This window comes from Pseudomonas putida NBRC 14164, assembly GCF_000412675.1.
Taxonomy (GTDB): Bacteria; Pseudomonadota; Gammaproteobacteria; order Pseudomonadales; family Pseudomonadaceae; genus Aquipseudomonas; species Aquipseudomonas putida.
The window spans coordinates 3,358,161-3,379,081 of sequence record NC_021505.1 but is presented as its reverse complement, the minus strand read 5'-3'; the positions used below and the strand labels follow the sequence as shown (position 1 = coordinate 3,379,081).

Below are 20,921 nucleotides of genomic sequence, written 5' to 3'. Positions count from 1 at the left end.
ATAACAACAATGACTCAAGCCACACATCACAACGTGCAAGCGCTCACCACCTTTGTCGAGCAACTGTTCGAAAAAGCCGGTGCCGATACCGAAGTCGCCCAGGTGGTGACCCGGGTTCTGCTCGAAGGTGAACTGCTCGGGCACCGTACCCACGGCCTGAACCTGGTCAGCCGCTACATCGGTGGCATGCAGGAAGGCAAGGTCAAGGCCCGTGCACAGGCACTGGAACAGGTGTCGGACAGTGGCATCGCCAGCGTGTTCGATGGCCATTACCTGCTGGGGCCCTACTGCGTCAGCCGTGCCCTGGACTGCGCGGCAAAAGGTGCGACCGCGCAGGGCATCGGCATTGCGGTGGTGCGCCGTGCTTCGCACATTGGCTGCCTGGCCGCCTATCTCAAGCCCTTTACCGACCAGGGCCTGGTGGCCATGCTCTATTCATCGGACCCCTCGGTGGGGCTGGTCTGCGCCCACGGTGGCATCGACCCCATCTACACCCCCAACCCGATTGCTGCCGGTATCCCGACCCTGGGCGAGCCGATCCTGCTGGACGTGAGCATGTCGACCGTTACCCTCGGGCTGGTTGGCCAGTGCCGCGATGCCGGCAGCCGCCTGCCGCACCCGGTACTGGTGAGCAATGACGGGCAGCTGAGCGACGACCCGGTCGATTTCTTTACCCGCCCGCAAGGCAGCATCCTGCCCCTCGGCGGCCAGGCCTTTGGCCACAAAGGCTTTGCCCTGGCGCTGCTGGTCGAAGCCCTGACGTCCGGCCTGGCCGGCCATGGGCGCAAGGATGCCCCTGAGCAGTGGGGCGCCTCGGCCACTGCCGTGGTCATCGACCCGCGCTTCTTCGGCGGCCTGGAAGCGTTCACCGATGAAACCAGTTTCCTGGGCCGACTGGTACTCGCCAGCCGCCCGCTCGACCCCGCTCGCCCGGTGCGCTTGCCTGGGCAGGCTGGCCTTGCGCTGCGCCGCCAGGCCCTGCAGCAGGGCGTGAGCCTCTCGCCACAGCTGCTGGCTGACCTTGATCGCCTGGCCGGCCAATTGCAACTGCCGGCACTTTCCCAATGATGCACAGTAAGGGTACACAGATGACTGACCGATCGAACGCCAATCAACCGCTGCCGCTGAGCCAGGATGCCAGTATGTTCGACAGCGGCAGCTGGGTAGGGCGGGTGTGGCTCGCGGACCAGGGGCCGGCGGTGGTGCTGGTGAAAGCCGGCGCGGTCTACGACATCAGCACCCACGTGGCGACTGTCTCGGCCCTGCTGGAAGTGGCCGACCCGGTGGCCTACCTGCGCGCGTTGCCGCTGGCCGAGCCGCTGGTGGCGCTATCGGTGTTGCTGGACAACAGCGACCCCACCCAGCGCGACCCGAGTCAGCCATGGCTGCTGGCGCCTGTCGACTTGCAGGCGGTGAAGGCCGCTGGCGTAACCTTCGCCACCAGCCTGCTGGAGCGTGTGGTGGAAGAGCAGGCCAAGGGCGACCCGGCCAAGGCCGATGCCATCCGTGACACCCTGGCCAGCCGCATCGGCGCCGACCTGTCGCAGATCGTGCCAGGCTCGGCCCAGGCCGAAGCGCTGCGCAAGGTGCTGGTGGAGCAGGGCCTGTGGTCGCAATACCTGGAAGTGGGCATTGGCCCGGATGCTGAAGTGTTTACCAAGGCCCAGCCGCTGTCGGCAGTTGGCCACGGTGCCGATATCGGCATCCACCCCAAGTCCAGCTGGAACAACCCTGAGCCGGAAGTGGTGCTGGCAGTATCCAGCGATGGCAGCATCAAGGGCGCTATGCTCGGCAACGACGTCAACCTGCGCGACTTCGAAGGGCGTAGCGCCTTGCTGCTGTCCAAGGCCAAGGACAACAATGCCTCCACCGCACTGGGCCCGCTGCTGCGGCTGTTTGACGAAAGCTTCGGCCTTGACGATGTGCGCAACGCCGAAGTGGACCTGCGGGTTGAGGGCGAGGACGGTTTTATACTGTCTGGCCGCAGCTCCATGCGCCAGATCAGCCGCGACCCGCAAGACCTGGTGCAGCAAACCCTCAACGAAAACCATCAGTACCCCGACGGCATGGTGCTCTTCCTCGGCACCCTGTTTGCCCCCAAGCAGGACCGTGACCAGCCGGGCAATGGCTTTACCCACAAGCCGGGTGATGTGGTGACCATCAGCAACCCGCAACTGGGTACCCTGTGCAACCGCGTGACCACCAGCGACCAGGCACCGCAGTGGGCGTTTGGCCTGCGCGCGTTGATCGACAACCTCGGCCGGCGTGGCCTGCTGGAGGTTGCAGCTACCGCACGCCAGCCTTGAGCGACACGCTGCGCAAGGGAGGGGCGCAGGCACATCGATGGATCGCCAAAGCGCTGACAGCGCGGCAACAATAATAATAAAGGTCGACAGATGAACCCTATGAAGAAGTACCAGCGCATCACAGTTGTGTTTCTGCTGCTGATCGGCATCGTCAACTACCTGGACCGTAGTGCGCTGTCGATCGCCAACACCTCCATCCAGAAAGACATGATGATCAGCCCGTCGCAGATGGGCATCCTGTTGTCGGCGTTTTCCATTGCCTACGCCTTTGCCCAGTTGCCAATGGGCATGATCATCGACCGCCTGGGCAGCAAGGTCGCGCTCGGCGCCTCGCTGCTGGGCTGGTCGGTGGCCCAGGCGGCGTTTGGCATGGTCAACAGCTTTGCCGGTTTCATGGGCCTGCGGGTGCTGCTGGGGATTGGCGAGGCGCCCATGTTCCCGTCGGCGGCCAAGGCCCTGTCGGAGTGGTTCGATGCCAATGAGCGCGGCACGCCGACCGGCGTGGTCTGGTCGTCGACCTGCCTCGGCCCGTGCCTGGCGCCGCCCTTGCTGACGTTGTTCATGGTCAATTTCGGCTGGCGTGGCATGTTCATCATTACCGGCGTGATCGGTATGGTGCTGGCGGTGTGCTGGCTGACGTTCTACAAGAGCAAGGCGCGTTACCTGGCGGAACTGGAGGCCGAAGGCAAGCCGCTGCCAGCGGAACACAAGGCGCCTGTGGCCTCGGTGCAAACGCCGAAGGCTTCGTACTTCGCTGGCTGGCTGGACCTGTTCAAGCACCGCAGCACATGGGGTGCCGTGCTGGGTTTCATGGGTGTGATCTACATGCTGTGGCTGCACCTGACTTGGTTGCCGGGCTACTTCGAGCGTGAACACGGCCTGGACCTGTACAAGACCGCCTGGGTCGTGTCGCTGGCCTACGGCTTTGGTGCGGCGGGTACAATCGTTGCCGGGCGCTTCTGCGACCGGCTGGTGAAGCGTGGCATGACTGTGCTGGGTAGCCGCAAGTTCAGCGTCATTACCGGCCTGGTGCTGGCGGCGCTGTTCACCTTGCCGCTGTCGTTCGTCACCGGCCTGACAGGCTGCGTCATCCTGCTGTGCCTGGCACTGTTCAGCATCAACATGGCCAGTGCCACTGCCTGGATGATCGTCAATACCATCGTGGACAGCCCGCGCGTGGCCTCGTTTGGCTCGATCCAGAACTTCGGCGGCTACATTGCCGGCTCCGTGGCGCCGATCGCTACTGGCTTCAGCATCCAGTACTCGGGCTCGTTCACCACAGCGTTCATGATCAGTGCGGTGGTGGCATTGTGCTCGGCGGTGGCGTACTTCCTGTTGCTGCAGGCGCCGATTGGCAGTGCCAAGGACGAAGCAGGGGAGATGACTGGAGCGACTGAGCAGGCATAAATCCTGGGGGCGCTTTGCGCCCCAAGCGGATCGTTGATCGTGACGCGACCCACGGCTCTTGTCAGGCATGGTTATCTGTATGTATAAACAGTGCCTGTTACCGCAACCTGACCTCCGCCAGTGATCGCCCATTCCGTCGACGACCCGTTCTACTACCTGCATAACTTCCGCCAGGTAGTGCTGTGGGTCGAACAGCGCTACCAGGACCTGCTCGATGACCAGGAACTGGCCTTCATCCGTGCCTTCAATCAACTGCAAGCGCCAACCCAGGCCTTGATGGTGCGCATGGTCATGCGCAAAGGCGAGCTGTTTCGCAGCGACCGGCTCGACTACGCCGAAATCGGCGATACGGCGCTGGCGCTGCACCCTTTGCAGAAGCTCGGCTGGGTGCGGGAACCCGAGCAACTGAGCCTGGAACAGCTGTTCGCCTTGCTGCGCAAAGACGAACTGGCCCGCTGCTTCGCCCTGCAACTGAGCCGCCCGCGTGCCGCCAAGCATGAGCTGTTGGCACAGCTGCAACCGCTAGGGCTGATGGGCCGGTCACTGGCCGAATGGTTTCCCGACAGCGAGGTGCGCATCCTCCAGTGGTGCCTGCAACCTTTGTGCGACCGCATGCGCCTGTTGTTCTTCGGCAACCTGTACCAGGACTGGTCAGAGTTCGTCCTCGCCGACCTCGGTGTGTTGCGTTACGAGCAGGTGCCATTCAGCACGGGCTCGCGAGCCCTGCAGCAACGTGCCGAAGTCGACTTGGCCATGGCCTTGCACCAGTGTGCCGAGCGGCTGGAGCAGGGCGACGAACCCGTGTCGATTCTGGGTACCCTGCAGGGCCTGCACAGTGACAACCCGTGGCTGGCCCGCCGCCATGCGCGCCTGCAGTTCGCCCTGGGCCAGCAATGCGAGCGCCTGGGGGAGTGGGACCAGGCCATGGCAGTGTACGGCCAGTGCAGCCATGCCCAGGCACGCATTCGCCAGGTGCGGGTGCTTGAGCGCACTGAGCAGTGGCCCCAGGCCCATGCGCTGGCACTACAGCTCGCGGCGGCACCGGCCAACGCGCTGGAAGTGCAGGCACTGGAACGGATGCTGCCACGCCTGGCGCGCAAGCTTGGCGGCCCGCCACAGCGGCGCCAGCGTGCCACACCGCTGGAGCTGATCGAGCTCGAGCTGCCCCGCGAGTACGCTGCGTTGGGTGTGGAGGAAGCTGTGCGTCAACACCTGGCGCAAGAGGGCGGCCAGGCGCATTACGTGGAGAACACGCTGTTCAACAGCCTGTTTGGCCTGTTGTGCTGGGAGGCCATCTTCGCCCCTGTGCCTGGCGCATTCTTCAACCCGTTCCAGGCCGCGCCACAGGACCTGCACGACAGTGACTTCCAGCAGCGGCGCAGTGCGCTATTCGATCTTTGCCTGGGGCGGCTCGACGATGGCAGCCATCGTCAGGCGATTCTCGAGTGCTACAAGGGCAAGCAGGGCCTGCAGTCGCCGTTCGTGTTCTGGTCCATGCTCAGCGAGGAACTGCTGGAACAGGCCTTGGCTTGCTTGCCGGCTGCCCAGCTGAAACAGTGCTTCCTGCGCTTGTTGCAGGACATTCGCAGCAACCGCGCCGGCATGCCCGACCTGATCCAGTTCTGGCCCGAGCAGGGCCGTTATCGCATGGTCGAGGTCAAGGGGCCCGGTGACCGTTTGCAGGACAACCAGCTGCGCTGGCTGGAGTTCTGCAGGCAACACGGCCTGCCCGTTGCGGTGTGCCATGTGCGCTGGAGTGAAACGCCTTGAGCTACAGCGTGGCGGTGCGTGCCTTGTGCGAGTTCAGCGCCAAGGTCGGCGACCTGGACCTGCGCTTCACGCCGTCGCCCACCGCCCAGGAGGGCATCGAAGGGCACCAGCGGGTGGTGGCACGGCGTGCTGCGGGCTACGAGTCGGAAATCACCCTTGAAGGCCAGTTCGAAACCCTCAAGGTGCGAGGCCGCGCCGATGGTTATGACCCTGGCAGCAATCGCCTGGAAGAGATCAAGACGCACCGTGGCGATCTGGCGCGTCAGCCGGCCAATCACCGCCAGTTGCACTGGGCCCAGGCCAAGGTCTATGGCTGGTTGATGTGCCAGGCACGGCAATTGCCAGCCATCGAGGTGGCGCTGGTGTACCTGGACGTGGACAGCGATGACCAGACGCTGTTCAGTGAGCACTACACGGCTGCTGAATTGCGGGCCTTCTTCGAAACCCAGTGCCAGCGCTTTCTGGGCTGGGCCCAATTCCAGCAACGGCGTCTGGCCGAGCGTGACCAAGGGCTTCAGGCGCTGCGTTTCCCCTATCCACAGTTCCGCCAGGGCCAACGGCAGCTGGCCGAAACCTTGTACAAGGCGGTAAGTACCGGGCGTTGCCTGATGGCCCAGGCCAGCACCGGCATTGGCAAGACCCTCGGTACCTTGTTCCCGCTGCTCAAAGCCATGGTGCCGCAGCAGCTGGACAAGCTGTTCTTTCTCACTGCCAAGACCCCGGGCAGGGCGCTGGCCCTCGATACCATGAGCCAGATCACCGATGCCACGCCACAACCTGCCTTGCGCACCCTGGAGTTGATCGCCCGCGACAAGGCCTGTGAGTACCCCGACAAGGCCTGTCATGGTGAATCCTGCCCACTGGCCGCAGGCTTCTACGACCGTTTGCCGGCAGCGCGTGAGGCTGCGGCAGCACTGCCTTTGCTTGACCGTGCCAACCTGCGCGAAGTGGCCTTGGCGCATCAGGTTTGCCCGTATTACCTGGGGCAGGAGATGGCGCGCTGGGTCGACGTGCTGGTCGCTGACTACAACTACTACTTCGATGCGCATGCCTTGCTGTTCGGCCTCACTCAGCTCAACCAGTGGCGCGTGGCAGTACTGGTGGACGAAGCGCATAATCTTGTCGAGCGTGGGCGCAGCATGTACAGCGCCACCCTTGACCAAGGGCAGCTGCTGGCCCTGCGTCAGAGCAAACCGCCAGGGCTGGTCAGTGCGCTGGACCGCCTTAACCGGCAGTGGAACGCCATCTATAAAGAACAGCGCGCGCCTTATCAAGCCAGCGAGTCGCTGCCAGACGGCCTGCTGCGCGCCCTTCAGCAATGCATCGGGCTGATTCAGGAGCAGATCAACCAGACGCCTGCGCAAATGGACCCGCAGGTGTTGCAGTTCTTCTTCCAGGCCTTGCAGTTCAGCCGGGTTGCCGAGCTGTTCGATGAGCATTTTCTGTTCGACATCAGCCAGCGTCAGGGCCCGCGCAAGCGTCGGCTGGCTACTCTGTGCCTGCGCAATGTCACCCCGGCACGCCTGTTGGCCCCGCGCATGCAGGCGGCCCGCAGCGTGACACTGTTTTCCGCCACGTTGAGCCCGCGGCATTTCTACAGCGACTTGCTGGGCATGCCGGCCGATACCGCGTGGCTGGAAGTGGCTGCGCCGTTTCGCGCAGAGCAGCTGGAGGTAAGGATTGCCAGCCAGGTGTCCACCCGTTACCAGCAGCGCCACGCCTCCCTGGCGCCGATCGTCGAGCTGATTGCCCAACAGTACGAGCGCATGCCGGGCAACTACCTGGCGTTCTTCAGCAGCTTCGAATACCTGCAGCAAGTGGCCGGTCTGCTGGCCGAGCGGCATGGGCAGATTCCGCTGTGGGCCCAGGAACCGGGAATGGACGAGGCGGCCCGCCAAGGGTTTCTTGACCGCTTTGTCGCCGATGGCAAAGGCGTGGGCTTCGCCGTACTGGGCGGTGCGTTCGGCGAAGGCGTGGATTTACCAGGTACCCGGTTGATCGGCGCGTTTGTCGCCACCTTGGGTTTGCCGCAGGTCAACCCGGTCAACGAACAGTTCAAACAGCGGCTGGGGCAGCAGTTTGGGGCGGGCTTCGATTACGCCTACCTGTACCCTGGAGTGCGCAAGGTGATCCAGGCGGCGGGCCGGGTTATCCGTGGTGACCAGGATCGAGGCGTGCTGGTATTGATAGACGAACGCTTTGCCGAACCCCGCGTGCAGCAGATGTTTCCGACATGGTGGCCGGCAGCCATCCTCTAGCAATCCCTGTCTCGCGCTGCCACAAATGAACGCCTCAGCCGGGCATGCCGTCTGTCTGGGCTACAGTAGGAACGATGGGTTGCACTTGCCATGGGCGATCCTCGGTTCGTTCGGTAGGCTTCAATTGGGGTAAGATTACGAACCGTGCCAGTTGCAAAACTCTTGAATATCAAGGTGATGGCACCGTTCAGGGTCCTGATGGCATGCGCGCTTGCCGGTCATTGGGACTTGTTCGCAGGTCGTTTTGACTCGCTTGAGCGTTTGCCGGTTCGCTGCCGGCGACCGCTTCGCTACAGGATTCACCTTTTGTCCGATCTCTCGAAAAATCCGCTGCTGCAGTACATGGCCCGTCTGGCCCCATCCAGCCAGCAAACCATGCGCTACATCCTTCAGGACGCCGCCGACCGGCTGGGCTTTGTCGACTGCAATGTCGTCGACGTGCCCTGGCATCGGCTAGAGCCCGGCCACGTGATCGCCTTGGTGTCGGCCCTGCGTGCCGACGGTTACGCGCCCAACAGCTCGTCGCTGTACGTCAACGCCATTCGCGGGGTGATGAACGAGGCCTGGCGCCAGGGCCTGATCGACCATGAGCAGCTGTTGCGCATTCGCGAGGTCAAACCGGCCACTGGCAGCCGCCTGCCGCCAGGGCGCAACCTGCGCCGCAGCCTGATTCGCGAACTGATGGATGTGTGCGCATCCGACCCGCGGCCGCAGGGGGTACGCGACGCGGCGATCATCGCCTTGCTGTACGGCACCGGCATGCGCAAGTCGGAGTCGGTGGACATCGATCTGGCCCAAGTCGATTTCGAGGCGCGCAGCCTCCAGGTGGTGGGCAAGGGCAACCACCAACTGATCAAGTACGCCCCGCCATGGGCGTTCGAAAAGCTGCAGGCGTGGCTGGATTTGCGCCGCCAGGACCTGCCAGCCGGGGCAGAAGACGACTTGTTCCTGTTCAACCGTATCCGCCGCGGTAGCCACATTACCCGGGCGCGTATCACCAAGCATGCGATTTACTACATTGCCCGCCAGCGCGGTGCGCAAGTGGGGGTGAAAATCATGCCGCACGACTTCCGCCGGGCGTTCATCACCCGGGTGATCGAAGAGCATGACCTGTCGATTGCCCAGAAGCTGGCGCACCATGTCAACATTCAGACCACAGCCATCTATGACCGGCGTGACGACAACGAACGTAGGCGTGCGGTCGACCGTTTCGATTACTGAGGTTTGATGTTTTGGGGCCGCGTTGCGGCCCTTTTTGCACTTATGCCGGCACCGAAACAGGGCCAACCTCCGCCCCCGCTTTGTGCGCCATCCCCCCGTATGCCCGATGCCAGAGCGGCCGTAGCGAAAGTTTCATTTGCCTTCACCTGCGGAGTTGGCCCGCAACCTGCTATATCCAGCCTGCGAATTTGATCGAGTGGTCAGGCCGCGCGTGCTAGCTGCTGCCCGCGCCGGACCCTCTAAACGGCCAGCAGGCCACGGATTTCAGGGGCCGCAGGATGTCGCTCGCGGAGCAGATCGAACAACAACAAGACGATGCAGGCTGGAGCGCCCACCTGCAGTTGCGCTTTGTCAGGCGCGACGATGTGACCCGCCTTGGTGCGCGTAGGCATTTCGGACCTCTTTTGGTGCAGCGGCCTTTCTACCCGGAAGGTGCACCGTGCCATGTCTATGTACTGCACCCGCCGGGTGGCATCGTCGCCGGCGACTGCCTTGACCTGGATATCCATCTGGAACCCGGCAGCCATGCGCTGCTGACCATGCCGGGTGCCAGCAAGTTCTACCGCAGCATCGGCCCCACCGCGCGGCTGACCCAACGTTTTAAGCTGGCCGCCGGCAGCACCCTGGAATGGCTGCCGCAAGACAGCATCTTTTTTTCCGGCGCCCGCGCCAGCCTGCACAGCCGTTTCACCCTCGAACCCGGGGCGCGCTTGCTGGCCTGGGAAACCCTGTGCCTGGGGCGCCCTGTGATGAACGAGCGTTTCGAGCAGGGCGCTCTGGACAGTCGTTTGCATATCGAATTACCCGACGAAGTCGGCCTGCATGAACGCCTGCGTATCGAAGGCGGGCGCCTGGACAAGCTTGGCGGCCACCCGCTGCTTGCGACGTTCTGTGCGGCACCGGCCGACCAGGCGGTGCTGGAGCAGGTACGTCCACTGCTCGACGAACTGGCCAACCCGGCCGGCGCGACCCTGCTGGGCTCGTTGCTGGTTATCCGTGTGCTTGACCATGACAACCAACACCTGCAACGCACCCTGCAACGCCTGTGGCACGTGCTGCGCCCGGCCGTCCTCGGCCTGCCAGCCTGCCCACCGCGTATCTGGGCTACCTGAGAGAGCGCCATGGAGCTGACCCCGAGAGAGAAAGACAAACTGCTGCTGTTCACTGCCGCATTGCTGGCCGAACGGCGCCTGGCCCGTGGCCTTAAGCTCAATTACCCGGAGGCCGTGGCGCTGATCAGTGCTGCCGTACTGGAAGGCGCCCGCGATGGCCGCACCGTTGCCGAACTGATGAGCCAGGGGCGCGAAGTGCTGACCCGCGAGCAGGTGATGCCCGGCATCGCCGAGATGCTCCACGACGTGCAGGTCGAAGCGACCTTCCCGGATGGCACCAAGCTTGTAACCGTGCATGACCCCATCGTCTGAAACAGCCCAGGAGCCCCGCATGATCCCAGGTGAAATCCAGGTCGCCGCTGGCGATATCGAGCTGAACAGTGGCCGCGAAACGGTCAGTGTCAGTGTGGCCAACCACGGCGACAGGCCGGTGCAGGTTGGCTCGCACTACCACTTCTACGAAGTCAACGACGCGCTGGTGTTCGACCGTGCGCCAACTCTGGGTTTTCGCCTGGATATCCCGGCCGGCACCGCCGTGCGTTTCGAGCCGGGCCAGGCACGCACCGTGCACCTGGTTGCCTACGCCGGCAAGCGTGAAGTCTATGGCTTCCAGGGCAAGGTGATGGGCCCGCTGGAGGGCAGGGTATGAGCCGCATTTCCCGCCAGGCCTATGCCGACATGTTCGGTCCCACCGTGGGCGACCGTGTGCGGCTGGCCGACACAGCGTTGTGGGTAGAGGTGGAGAAGGACTACACCATCTACGGCGAAGAGGTGAAGTTTGGCGGTGGCAAGGTCATCCGCGACGGCATGGGGCAGGGCCAGATGCTGGCCGCCCAGGCCATGGACCTGGTGCTGACCAACGCCTTGATCATCGACCACTGGGGTATCGTCAAGGCCGATATCGGCATCAAGCACGGGCGAATCGCAGTCATCGGCAAGGCCGGCAATCCGGATGTGCAGCCTGGCGTCAACGTACCGGTGGGCCCCGGCACCGAAGTGATCGCGGCCGAGGGCAAGATCGTCACCGCCGGCGGTGTCGACTCGCATATCCACTTCATCTGCCCGCAGCAGGTGGATGAGGCCCTGAACAGCGGAGTCACTACCTTTATCGGCGGCGGCACCGGGCCTGCCACCGGCACCAATGCCACCACCTGCACGCCCGGCCCCTGGTACCTGGCGCGCATGCTGCAGGCCGCCGACAGCCTGCCGATCAACATCGGTCTGCTGGGCAAGGGCAATGCCTCGCGGCCAGACGCGCTGCGTGAGCAGATAGCGGCCGGTGCGGTGGGCCTGAAGCTGCATGAGGACTGGGGCTCGACCCCGGCGGCTATCGACTGCTGCCTGGGCGTGGCCGAGGAAATGGACATTCAGGTAGCGATCCATACCGACACCCTCAACGAGTCCGGTTGTATCGAAGACACCCTGGCGGCCATCGGCGACCGCACCATCCATACCTTCCACACCGAAGGTGCCGGTGGTGGTCACGCGCCGGACATCATCCGCGCTGCGGGGCAGGCCAACGTGCTGCCATCCTCGACCAACCCGACCCTGCCGTACACGGTAAACACCGTGGACGAGCACCTGGACATGCTCATGGTCTGCCACCACCTGGACCCGAGCATCGCCGAGGACGTGGCCTTTGCCGAATCGCGCATCCGCCGCGAAACCATTGCTGCCGAGGACATACTTCACGACATGGGCGCCTTTGCCATGACCTCGTCTGATTCCCAGGCGATGGGCCGGGTTGGCGAAGTGGTGCTGCGCACCTGGCAGGTTGCCCACCAGATGAAGCTGCGCCGTGGGCCTTTGGCGCCAGACACGGCCTACAGCGATAACTTCCGGGTCAAGCGCTACATCGCCAAGTACACCATCAACCCGGCGCTGACCCACGGCATCGGCCACGAAGTGGGCTCGTTAGAGGCAGGCAAGCTGGCCGACCTGGTGCTGTGGTCGCCGGCGTTCTTCGCGGTCAAGCCGGCCCTTGTGATCAAAGGCGGCATGATCGTCACCGCACCCATGGGCGACATCAACGGCTCCATCCCCACGCCGCAGCCGGTGCACTACCGGCCGATGTTCGGCGCCCTCGGTGCCGCGCGACATGCCACGCGCATGACCTTCCTGCCCCAGGCGGCAATGGACCGTGGCCTGGCCGAAGAGCTGAACCTGCGCAGCTTGATTGGCGTAGTCAACGGCTGCCGCCGGGTGCGCAAGCCGGACATGGTCCACAACACCCTGCAACCGCTGATCGAGGTTGATGCGCAGACCTACCAGGTGCGCGCCGATGGCGAATTGCTGGTATGCGAGCCTGCCAGCGAACTGCCGCTGGCCCAGCGTTACTTCCTGTTTTGAAGGAGCACCCATGATTGTCTTGAACCGCCGTATCACCGAAACCGGCACGCTTGCTGTAAGCGGCACCGTCACCCTGGACGTGGACAGCCGCATCAAGAGCCGCCTGCGGGTAACCCTGGACGATGGGCGCGAAGCCGGGCTTATGCTCGAGCGCGGCCACCTGTTGCGTGGCGGTGAACTGCTTGCCGATGCCGAAGGCAGCCAGCTGATTCGCGTACTGGCGGCGCCCGAGGCTGTGTCGACGGTGCGCTGCGCCGATCCGCACCTGCTGGCCCGCGCGGCCTATCACCTGGGTAACCGCCACGTGCCGCTGCAGATCGAGCCTGGCCTGTTGCGCTTCCAGCATGACCATGTGCTGGACGACATGCTGCGTGGCCTGGGCCTGACGGTAGAAGCGGAACAGGCACCATTCGAGCCTGAAGCGGGGGCGTACCAGAGCGCACCGCACGGCCACAGCCATGCCCACGGCCACGATCACCCGTTCGTGCGCCTGCCTGCCCATTCCTGAACTGCCTCGGAGCAACCTATGAAAAAGACGTTCGCCGTGTTTCTGCTGATGCTGGCCCTGCCAGCCTTCGCCCACCCTGGCCATGACAGCAACCCGCTGCAGGACGGCCTGCTGCACCCGCTGACCGGCCTTGACCACCTGCTGATGCTGCTGGGCACCGGGGTACTCGCGGCATTGACCGGGCGCAGCCTGACACTGCCCCTGGCAACCCTGGCAGCGATGTTTGGCGGGGCAGTGTGTGGCCACCTGTTTGGCGACGTGCTGGGCATGGAAACCTTGATCGCCCTGTCGCTGCTGGTGGCTGGCGGGGCGGTATTGCTGCCGAGCCGTCAGTTGCTGCTGGCCATGGCCATGCCGGTGTTCGCCCTGTTCCATGGCTGGGCCCATGGCGTAGAAGCCACGCCAAGTGCGTTCTGGCAATTCAGCGCCGGCTTTGTCGCGGTCAGCGGCCTGCTGCTGGCGGCGGGCTTTGCGGTCGGTTGCCTGTTGCGCCGTCACAGTGGCCTGCAGAAGGCCTTTGGCGGCGGCTTGCTGGCCAGCGCCGCGCTGGTGCTGGCCGGTTGATGAACAGCGACATGGCGTTGCTGCGACTGCTGCAGCTGGCCAGCCCCGGCCTGCCGGTGGGGGGGTTCACCTACTCGCAGGGCCTGGAGTGGGCGGTGGAGGCGGGTTGGGTAAAAGGCGTGGACGGTTTCGCTGCCTGGCAGCGCGAGCAGGTCGACGACACCCTGGCCTGCCTCGACTGGCCGCTGCTGGCGCGCCTGTACCACGCTTGCCAGGCCGAAAATGCCGAGACGTTCGCCCACTGGAGCCGCTACCTGCTGGCCAACCGCGAGACCACCGAGCTGCGCCTTGAAGAGCAACAACGTGGCGCGGCGTTTGCGCGGCTACTTGATGGCTGGCAACTGGGCCAGGCCCCGGCCTGGCGCGCCAGCCTTGAACTGACTCAGCTGGGCGGTATGGCCTGGTTGGCAGTGCACTGGGCAATTCCGCTGCGTCAGCTGGCCCTTGGCTATGCCTTTGCCTGGTTGGAGGGCGCGGTCATGGCCGGGGTCAAGCTGGTGCCTTTCGGCCAGCAGGCTGCCCAGACCTTGCTGCGCGACCTGAGCATCGGCTTGCCCGCGGCCCTCGACCAGGCATTGGCCCTGGGCGACGACCAGATCGGTGGCGGCCTGCCATTGCTGGCCATTGCGTCATCACGTCACGAAACCCAATACACCCGTTTGTTCCGTTCCTGAGGACTGCCTTCATGCAAAGCTATCAACAACCCCTGCGCGTCGGTGTCGGCGGCCCGGTCGGCTCTGGCAAGACTGCACTGCTGGAAGCGCTGTGCAAGGCCATGCGCGACCACTACCAGATCGCCGTGGTTACCAACGATATCTACACCAAGGAAGACCAGCGCATCCTCACCGAGGCCGGCGCCCTGGAGCCCGAGCGCATAGTGGGCGTGGAAACCGGCGGCTGCCCGCATACGGCGATCCGCGAAGACGCCTCGATGAACCTGGCGGCCGTCGAGGCGCTGGCGCGTAAGTTCGGCAACCTGGAGGTGATCTTCGTCGAAAGCGGCGGTGACAACCTCAGCGCCACGTTCAGCCCGGAGCTTGCCGACCTGACCATCTACGTGATCGACGTGGCCGAAGGCGAGAAGATCCCGCGCAAGGGCGGCCCAGGCATTACCAAGTCGGACTTCCTGGTCATCAACAAGACCGACCTGGCGCCTTATGTAGGGGCTTCGTTGGAAGTGATGGAGCGCGACACCCAGCGCATGCGCCCGCAGCGGCCGTGGACCTTCAGCAACCTGAAGAAGGGTGAGGGGTTGCAGGCGGTGATTGATTTCATTGTCGAGCGCGGCATGCTGGGTGTGCGTGGCTGACATATCGCGGCCCCTGTGGGAGCGGGCGCGCCCGCGAATCAGGCGACACGTTGCCTGGCACCGGCTTCGCCGGTGTTCGCGGGCATGCCCGCTCCCACAGGAGTGCGTGCTCCTTGCTTCAGTTGTGGCAGCAGTGTGGCTTGTCTGGCTGCCCTTCATAGCGGTCATGGTGCCGCACCCAGTCCATGGTTCCGCTTTCGTTGCGCCCCAGTGGCGCAATGTCGAGGAAGTTGTAGGTATTGACCAGAATGTCCAGCCCGCGGGCATAGGTCGAGTAGGTGTGGTACACGCTGCCATCCGCTTCGCGGTAGAACGCACTCAAACCGGGCAATTCGCTTTCACTGCCCTCATACGGCTCATAGTTGTACTGCCGCTCACCCGCGCTGCCGACACTGACGCCAAAGTCTTCGTTGAACCCGCTGCCGTGTGACGAGTACCAGGGGAACTGCCAGCCCATGCGCCGGCGGAACGCCTGGAACTCGGCGTAAGGTGCCCGCGATACCGCCACCAGCGACACGTCGTGGTGAGCCAGGTGCAGGTTGGCACCGTCAAAATGGTCGGCCAGGAACGAGCAGCCGGGGCAGCCTTCGCTCCAGCCCTCGACGAACATGAAGTGGTAAAGCAACAACTGGCTGCGCCCCGCAAACAGGTCGGCCAGGCTCAGCCCGCCCTCCGGCCCCTGAAACTGATAGTCGTGCTCGACCTTGACCCAGGGCAGGGCGCGGCGGGCTGCTGCCAGCGCGTCGCGGTGGTGGGTAAAGGCTTTTTCGTGCAGCCACAGTTGCTGGCGGGCCGCCAGCCACTGGCTACGTGAAACCACCGGGTGCCTGCTTTCGCTTGTGCTCATGGTGCTGTCTCCACACTGGGGGATTCACACACTAGTCGAGCACGCCAAGGTCGAATCGACAGGCACCGGTGGCCGGCTGATGAGCGGTAAGGCGCTCAGCCCGAATGGGCGATATGCCCCTCGGTCAGTTCATCCGCTGCGTCTTCCTCGCCGGGCAGCGCGGTGATCACGCTGAAGTCACTGACCTCCACCTTGCCGCCGCCGTAGCCCAGCAAGTGGAAGGAAAACGCTTTGCGCTCGATCGGGTTGTCAAAGCTGAACTCCATTTCCAGCGGCTCGTCGGCGGTGACCTTCACTTCAGCAGGCAAGCCCAACGGTACGTCCTGCTCCAGTTGCTTGGCCTTGAGCTGGATGTAGGCCACACGCTTGGGGTCCAGCGAGCGAACCTTGACCCGCACGCGGGTATGCGAGCCTTCCGGCATTTCCAGGTACTGGGCGCCGATCAGGTTGTCGGCCCAGTCATCGTGAATGCGCTTGCGCAACTTGATCGGCGAAGGGCCGCCGAACTGGTAGCGCAGGTTGAGCGGGGTTTGCAGCAGTGACTGGTCGAGCACCCCGGCCAGGGCGCCGATCTGCTGGCCGAGCAGGCTGTCGCCCGGGCCCAGGTAGCGGGCCTGATCGGCAATGAAGCCTTCGCTGGCGTACCGTCGGCAGCGTTGCTGGAAGTCACACTCTGTGAACACGCCTTGGCCATTGTGGTAACGCAGCATGCCGTTGGTGTAGGAAATCATCTCGCGGCCGGTGTCGTAGTCGCGGTACAGCGAGCGGCCGCCAAGCGCCATGGGAATGGGCAGCGCAAAGTAGTCGAGCACCGAGGTGGCCAGGTCGATATGGCCATAGGTGCCGCGTTTGATACGCGGCAGCTGCGCCTGCTCCGGCGCGAGGGTGAGGTTGAAGCCCCAGGACGAGGCCAGGCGCACGCCGTCGATACCATGGGACTCGTCGGAGGTCACCACCACCAGAGTGTCCTTGAGTACGCCCTGGCGTTCGAGGTTGTCGAGGAAGGCCCCGAGCGCGTCATCCAGGTAGGCGACCGCTGCCTGTTTTGGCGTGTCATAGCGCTCCAGGTATTCGGCTGGCGCGGAGTATGGCTGGTGGGTACCCACGGTGAGCAGGGTCAGCATCCACGGCTTGTCTTGTTTCTGTAGCTGGCCGACGTAGTCCAGGGCACCTTCGAAGAAGGCGCGGTCATCCTTGCCCCAGGGGAAGTCCAGGTAGTTCTTGTTGCGGAACCACTCCAGGCCATGTACCGAGTCGAAGCCGATATGCGGCATGATGCGGTCCTTGGCCATGAAGCGCAGGCCGGCACCTTGCAGGTAGTGGGTGGTGAAGCCGGCCTGGCGCAGTTGCGCTGGCAGGCAGGCCTGGTTGCGTTCGTTCTGCGTCAGCAGCTCTACGCCCTTTGGCGTGCCATTGGCCAGCTTGTCGTAATCACCACACAGCATCGCGTACAGGCCGCGGATGGTCTGGTGGGTATGCAGCACATAATCCGGGGTATTCATGCCCCGCTCGGCCCATTGACTGACCTTGGGCATCAGATCTTCGTCAAAGCGGCTGTGCAGGGCCTGGCGGTTGGGCCGCAGGTAGGCACCGGGGATGCCCTCCACGGTAATGACCAGCAGGTTGCGAGCGCTGCCCGGCCCGGCCAGCAGCCGCTGTCCGTGCAGGTCGGACTGGGTCAGGCCACTGCTGGCCAGCGGTGTGAACGTTTGCGTATGGCCCATCCAGCCTTCGACCGTGCGCTCCAGGCTGCCGACCCCGGCCGACATCAGTTGGTGGGTGAGGTTGTATTGGCGCCACTGGTCGGCGTCGGTAGGTGCCAGCTGCTGGCTACCCCAATGGGCACCAAACAGCACTACCGGAATGGCCCAGGCCGTGCGTGGCAGCGGGGTGCTGCGCTGGCTGCGGCTGCGCCAGGCGGTGGCCAGCCAGGCCAGCAGGCCGGCCCCCAGGGTCAAGGGCAGCCAGGCATGGGCCAGGCCGCCGCCGGTTGAATTCTCCATGAACTGCGGGTCGACCAGGTAGGTCAGGTCGGCGCTGGTGGGTAACCGGCCCACGGCGCTTACCAACTCGGCTGAAGCCACCCACAGGGCTGCCCAGGCCAGCAGCACGGGCAGGGCCAGCCACCATGGCCGACGGTGCAGCAGCACTATCAGCAGGCTGCCAAGAGCGAGGTCGGACAGGTAACCGAGCGGGTTGGACCAGCCCAGCATGGCGCGCGTACCCAGTGGGATCACCAGTACCAGGGTTGCCAACGCGGCAAGCCGGGTACGTGGGTGGTCTGACAGGTTCTTCACAAAAACTTCCCTTTTGCCATTAAATCGTCATGCATCTGTGCTGGATGATAACAGGCCGGGGAAGGGAAAGCGGTTTGCTACAAGGATGGTAACCAAAAGCCGGGCCCGCGCTAGCGGGCCCGGCCGAGGGCAAGTTTCAGAAGTAGTAGGGGAATTTCAGGCTGAAGGAAAAGTCTGGCGCATCATCGGTCAGACCAATGGACAGGTTGGGCACGATGGTCAGGTTGTTGGTGGCGGCGAAGGTCAAGCCCACGTTGAAGTTGGCCGCGTTGTAATCGCTGTTGGAGATCGATTGCCAGTCGCCGCCATCGGGTTTGATCTTGCTCTTGCGGGCGAACTGGTCAGACACCGAGAACGACATGCTCATCTTTTCGTTCAGGGCAAAGGCAATACCGCCGCCAATCTGCCAGGAGTCGCCAAGCTTCACGTCACCCGGCACCTTGCTGTTGACCTGTGGGCTGATATCGCTGAACGAGTCCTGCATGTTGTAGGTGTACGACAGGCTGCCGAACAGCACGGCCGGGTCGAAGGTCTTGACCAGCGAGATGCCCGGTGTGATCGACCACACCCCGTTGCCGGTCGGCAGGCTGTCCGGGACTGCCAGGTTGCTGTTGCCGTCAACCTCGCGCAGCTTGATGCCGTATGGGTCCTTGCCGGTCGGCGCCTTGACCCGCAGGGTGGCAACCGCGTCAGGCCAGGTCTCGTCCTCGTCGAGAAACTTGTAGGCCACGCCCACGTTGATGTCGCCGATTTCCGGGTCGCGGGTGACGGTCGCATCGGAGGTGGTCGCCCCGGCGCCTCCCGCACCGCCGGAGGAATACGTTGATTCGCGGTACACCACGGGCACGTTGATGTCGAACTGCCAGCGCTGCGCCAGGTTGTAGCGCGCGGTCATGTCCAGGGTCCAGTTGTCGGCCTTGATCCGGTCAAGGTTGATACTGCCGAGGAAGATCGAATCCAGTGCCAGGAAGCCATTGAGCGTCAGCGCACGGGTATCGTAATGGGTGTAGGTGACACCGGTTTCGAAGCTGAACTTGCCGCCGCCAAAGAATCCGCTGGCTTCGTCGTACAGGTTGGAAACGCTTTGCGCCGGCTCGGAATCGGCGGTCAGCGCCTGGCCGTAAGAGCTGCCTGTGGTGCCTGGCGCGCCTGAGGCGACGGTCTGCGCACCTTTGACCCCCTCGGCGGGGGACTTGACCAGGCGTTTGGGCGGCGCTGCTGCGGGGGCCTCCTCGACCTGGCGCACGCGCTGTTCAAGTACCATCAGAGCCTGTTGCTGGGCCTCGTAACGGCGTTTGAGTTCGATCAGTTCCTGTTTCAGCGCTTCGACCTGTGGGTCGGCGGCTGCGTAGAGTGCTGTGGGTGCCAAGGTAGTCAAACACACAAAAGCTCTGAGCGTAAAAGATCGGTACATGGAGTTGCCGTCCCTTCCAACTACTTTTGATGAGACTGAGCGTAGATCAGTATCCGAAGGTGCGAAGACCTTTGAGCTGGTCAAGGCTGCCGTTGAGCGAAGCCGCTGTCGGCACGTTCTCACGCATGACGACATTCAAGGATGTCATGTTGCTGACCCGGTTGCCGTTGCCGAGCAATGTCGAGTTCTGCATCAGCCCCCCCTGGGCCAGGCGTTGCACGCTGCTGCCCTGGTTGTTGCTGGCATTGATGTTGAGCTGCACACCTACACCGCTGGAAGACACACTGAGCGCGCCTGCGCCGTTTTCCCCGACCAGGGTCTGGCCGGCGGCCAGCACCTGGCCTTGCTGTTGCACGGCGGGGGCCTGATTGGCCTTGGTGACGTTGATATCGACGTTGTTATAGGCCGCGTTGTTGTCACCGGCCGCACGTACCACCTGGGTCACACCCTCGGTAGTGGCAAGGCCATTGCCGCCCGTGACCACGCCAGTCCCGGCAGAAGGCGCACTGCCCGGCGCCGTACCCGTGCCTTTTTCATCAATCATCGATACATAGAACTGAGGCTTGATGGTCGACTGCTGAACCTGCAGCGTGGACGTTGCCCCAATCACGTCGCCCTTGGCGTTTTGCCAGGTGCTGCTCATGACGATGCCGAAGCTGACGATGCGTCCCGGCATCACGTAGCGGCCACGCAGGTTCGCCAGCTCCTGGTCCTTCAGTTCAATGGGTTTCAACGCCTCGGCGTGGCTTGGCAGGCTGGCAGCCAGGCAGGCCATGGCCAGCCACAAAGAAGTCTTCATGAAATGCTCCCTGGAGCATCATGCTCCTTGTCATTAGAACAGTCGTTAGAAGAAGTCGCTTTTGATGAAGCCGAAGTCCAGCAGCTCGTTGTCCTTCACGGGGGTGAAGGTGTCCACCCGGCCCTTGGCGGTCAGCGGCAGGGGCGGGTCGAGCAGGATGTTGTTCTTGTCGTAACCCTGGCCGATCACGGCGAAGATGATGCCGTTCCAGCCTTTGAGGAAGTCTTCGACTTTGTAGCGTCTATGGCCCAGTACCGGGTCACCGACGTACACCCAGCCTTTATCGACCTTCTGCATGACCACAAAGTGCTTGTAGCCGCGTACATCCATCAGCACCACGACCGGGATGCGCACGTTGTGCAGGGTGTCGGGCGCTACGCGATACCCGCGGGCACGCATTCCTAAGCTTTCGACGTAGCGTTTCATGTCGAGCATCGAGAAGCCCTGCGTGCGCACCAGGTCCTGGTCGGCGTGGGCCAGCATGCCTTCGATGATTTGATGTTCGTCCACATCCAGCCAGTAGGCCTGGCGCAGGATGGTGGCCAGTGCGGCGGCGCCGCAGCTGAAGTCGGTTTTCTGTTGCACCAGGTCGGCAAACTTGCGTTCGCGCACGCTCTGGATGGGTTTGAACACCACGGCGCCGCCCGGCAGGACGGACAGCGGCATTTGTGCAGCTTCGCTCACGCTGGCCAGGCACAGCAAAAACGCCAAGGCGAAAATACGCATGATCGGACGCCTTACGGTGTGTTGAAGAAAGGCC

19 protein-coding genes are annotated in these 20,921 nt (G+C 63.7%); 14 read left to right on the top strand and 5 right to left on the bottom strand.

Annotation, left to right across the window (positions count from 1 at the left end):
• Positions 1–9 precede the first annotated feature (9 nt).
• The 14 genes from PP4_RS15025 (at position 10) to ureG (ending at position 14,804) form a co-directional block, all read left to right on the top strand.
• A complete protein-coding gene (locus PP4_RS15025; protein ID WP_016500045.1) occupies positions 10–1,068 on the top strand; it encodes an Ldh family oxidoreductase in 1,059 nt (352 codons plus the stop codon).
• 20 nt (positions 1,069–1,088) lie between these two features.
• The gene (locus PP4_RS15020) at positions 1,089–2,306 is read left to right on the top strand and encodes a fumarylacetoacetate hydrolase family protein (RefSeq protein WP_041167755.1); all 1,218 of its coding nucleotides are present in this window, start codon (positions 1,089–1,091) and stop codon (positions 2,304–2,306) included.
• A 99-nt stretch (positions 2,307–2,405) separates the two neighbouring features.
• Positions 2,406–3,713 carry an MFS transporter gene (locus PP4_RS15015; protein WP_049273226.1) on the top strand — a complete coding sequence of 436 codons (1,308 nt, stop codon included), beginning with the start codon at positions 2,406–2,408 and terminating at the stop codon, positions 3,711–3,713.
• A 120-nt stretch (positions 3,714–3,833) separates the two neighbouring features.
• Positions 3,834–5,483 (top strand): VRR-NUC domain-containing protein, encoded by a 1,650-nt coding sequence (locus PP4_RS15010; protein WP_016500042.1) that lies wholly within the window; start codon positions 3,834–3,836, stop codon positions 5,481–5,483.
• The gene (locus tag PP4_RS15005) at positions 5,480–7,741 is read left to right on the top strand and encodes an ATP-dependent DNA helicase (RefSeq protein ID WP_016500041.1); all 2,262 of its coding nucleotides are present in this window, start codon (positions 5,480–5,482) and stop codon (positions 7,739–7,741) included. The genes PP4_RS15010 and PP4_RS15005 overlap by 4 nt, the downstream gene beginning before the upstream one ends.
• A 306-nt stretch (positions 7,742–8,047) precedes the next feature.
• Complete coding sequence (locus PP4_RS15000) at positions 8,048–8,962, top strand: site-specific integrase (RefSeq protein ID WP_016500040.1); 915 nt, start codon at positions 8,048–8,050, stop codon at positions 8,960–8,962.
• Between the two features lie 278 nt (positions 8,963–9,240).
• Positions 9,241–10,074 carry an urease accessory protein UreD gene (locus tag PP4_RS14995; RefSeq protein WP_016500039.1) on the top strand — a complete coding sequence of 278 codons (834 nt, stop codon included), beginning with the start codon at positions 9,241–9,243 and terminating at the stop codon, positions 10,072–10,074.
• Positions 10,075–10,083: 9 nt separating this feature from the next.
• Positions 10,084–10,386 (top strand): urease subunit gamma, encoded by a 303-nt coding sequence (locus PP4_RS14990; RefSeq protein ID WP_016486440.1) that lies wholly within the window; start codon positions 10,084–10,086, stop codon positions 10,384–10,386.
• Between the two features lie 19 nt (positions 10,387–10,405).
• A complete protein-coding gene (locus PP4_RS14985) occupies positions 10,406–10,723 on the top strand; it encodes an urease subunit beta (protein ID WP_016500038.1) in 318 nt (105 codons plus the stop codon).
• Positions 10,720–12,423 carry an urease subunit alpha gene (ureC, locus tag PP4_RS14980; RefSeq protein WP_016500037.1) on the top strand — a complete coding sequence of 568 codons (1,704 nt, stop codon included), beginning with the start codon at positions 10,720–10,722 and terminating at the stop codon, positions 12,421–12,423. The genes PP4_RS14985 and ureC overlap by 4 nt, the downstream gene beginning before the upstream one ends.
• 10 nt (positions 12,424–12,433) lie before the next feature.
• Complete coding sequence (gene ureE, locus PP4_RS14975) at positions 12,434–12,931, top strand: urease accessory protein UreE (RefSeq protein ID WP_016500036.1); 498 nt, start codon at positions 12,434–12,436, stop codon at positions 12,929–12,931.
• A gap of 18 nt (positions 12,932–12,949) precedes the next feature.
• On the top strand, positions 12,950–13,495 hold the full coding sequence (locus PP4_RS14970; protein WP_016500035.1) for a HupE/UreJ family protein: 546 nt from the start codon (positions 12,950–12,952) through the stop codon (positions 13,493–13,495).
• Positions 13,495–14,169, top strand: a complete 675-nt coding sequence (locus tag PP4_RS14965; protein ID WP_016500034.1) for an urease accessory protein UreF — start codon at positions 13,495–13,497, stop codon at positions 14,167–14,169. Before PP4_RS14970 ends, PP4_RS14965 begins: the two co-directional genes overlap by 1 nt.
• 11 nt (positions 14,170–14,180) lie before the next feature.
• Positions 14,181–14,804 carry an urease accessory protein UreG gene (ureG, locus tag PP4_RS14960; RefSeq protein WP_010953755.1) on the top strand — a complete coding sequence of 208 codons (624 nt, stop codon included), beginning with the start codon at positions 14,181–14,183 and terminating at the stop codon, positions 14,802–14,804.
• Positions 14,805–14,922: 118 nt separating this feature from the next.
• On the opposite strand, the gene PP4_RS14955 is transcribed toward ureG, so the two are convergent.
• The 5 genes from PP4_RS14955 to PP4_RS14935 form a co-directional block, all read right to left on the bottom strand.
• A complete protein-coding gene (locus PP4_RS14955) occupies positions 14,923–15,651 on the bottom strand; it encodes a DUF899 domain-containing protein (RefSeq protein ID WP_016500033.1) in 729 nt (242 codons plus the stop codon).
• A gap of 95 nt (positions 15,652–15,746) precedes the next feature.
• A complete protein-coding gene (locus PP4_RS14950) occupies positions 15,747–17,948 on the bottom strand; it encodes an LTA synthase family protein (protein WP_016500032.1) in 2,202 nt (733 codons plus the stop codon).
• Between the two features lie 136 nt (positions 17,949–18,084).
• The gene (locus tag PP4_RS14945) at positions 18,085–19,362 is read right to left on the bottom strand and encodes a hypothetical protein (protein WP_041167754.1); all 1,278 of its coding nucleotides are present in this window, start codon (positions 19,360–19,362) and stop codon (positions 18,085–18,087) included.
• 46 nt (positions 19,363–19,408) lie between these two features.
• Positions 19,409–20,161, bottom strand: a complete 753-nt coding sequence (locus PP4_RS14940; protein WP_016500030.1) for a hypothetical protein — start codon at positions 20,159–20,161, stop codon at positions 19,409–19,411.
• 45 nt (positions 20,162–20,206) lie between these two features.
• Entirely contained in the window at positions 20,207–20,887 is a 681-nt protein-coding gene (locus tag PP4_RS14935; protein WP_016500029.1) for a C39 family peptidase, read from the bottom strand.
• Between the last annotated feature and the right edge of the window lie 34 nt (positions 20,888–20,921).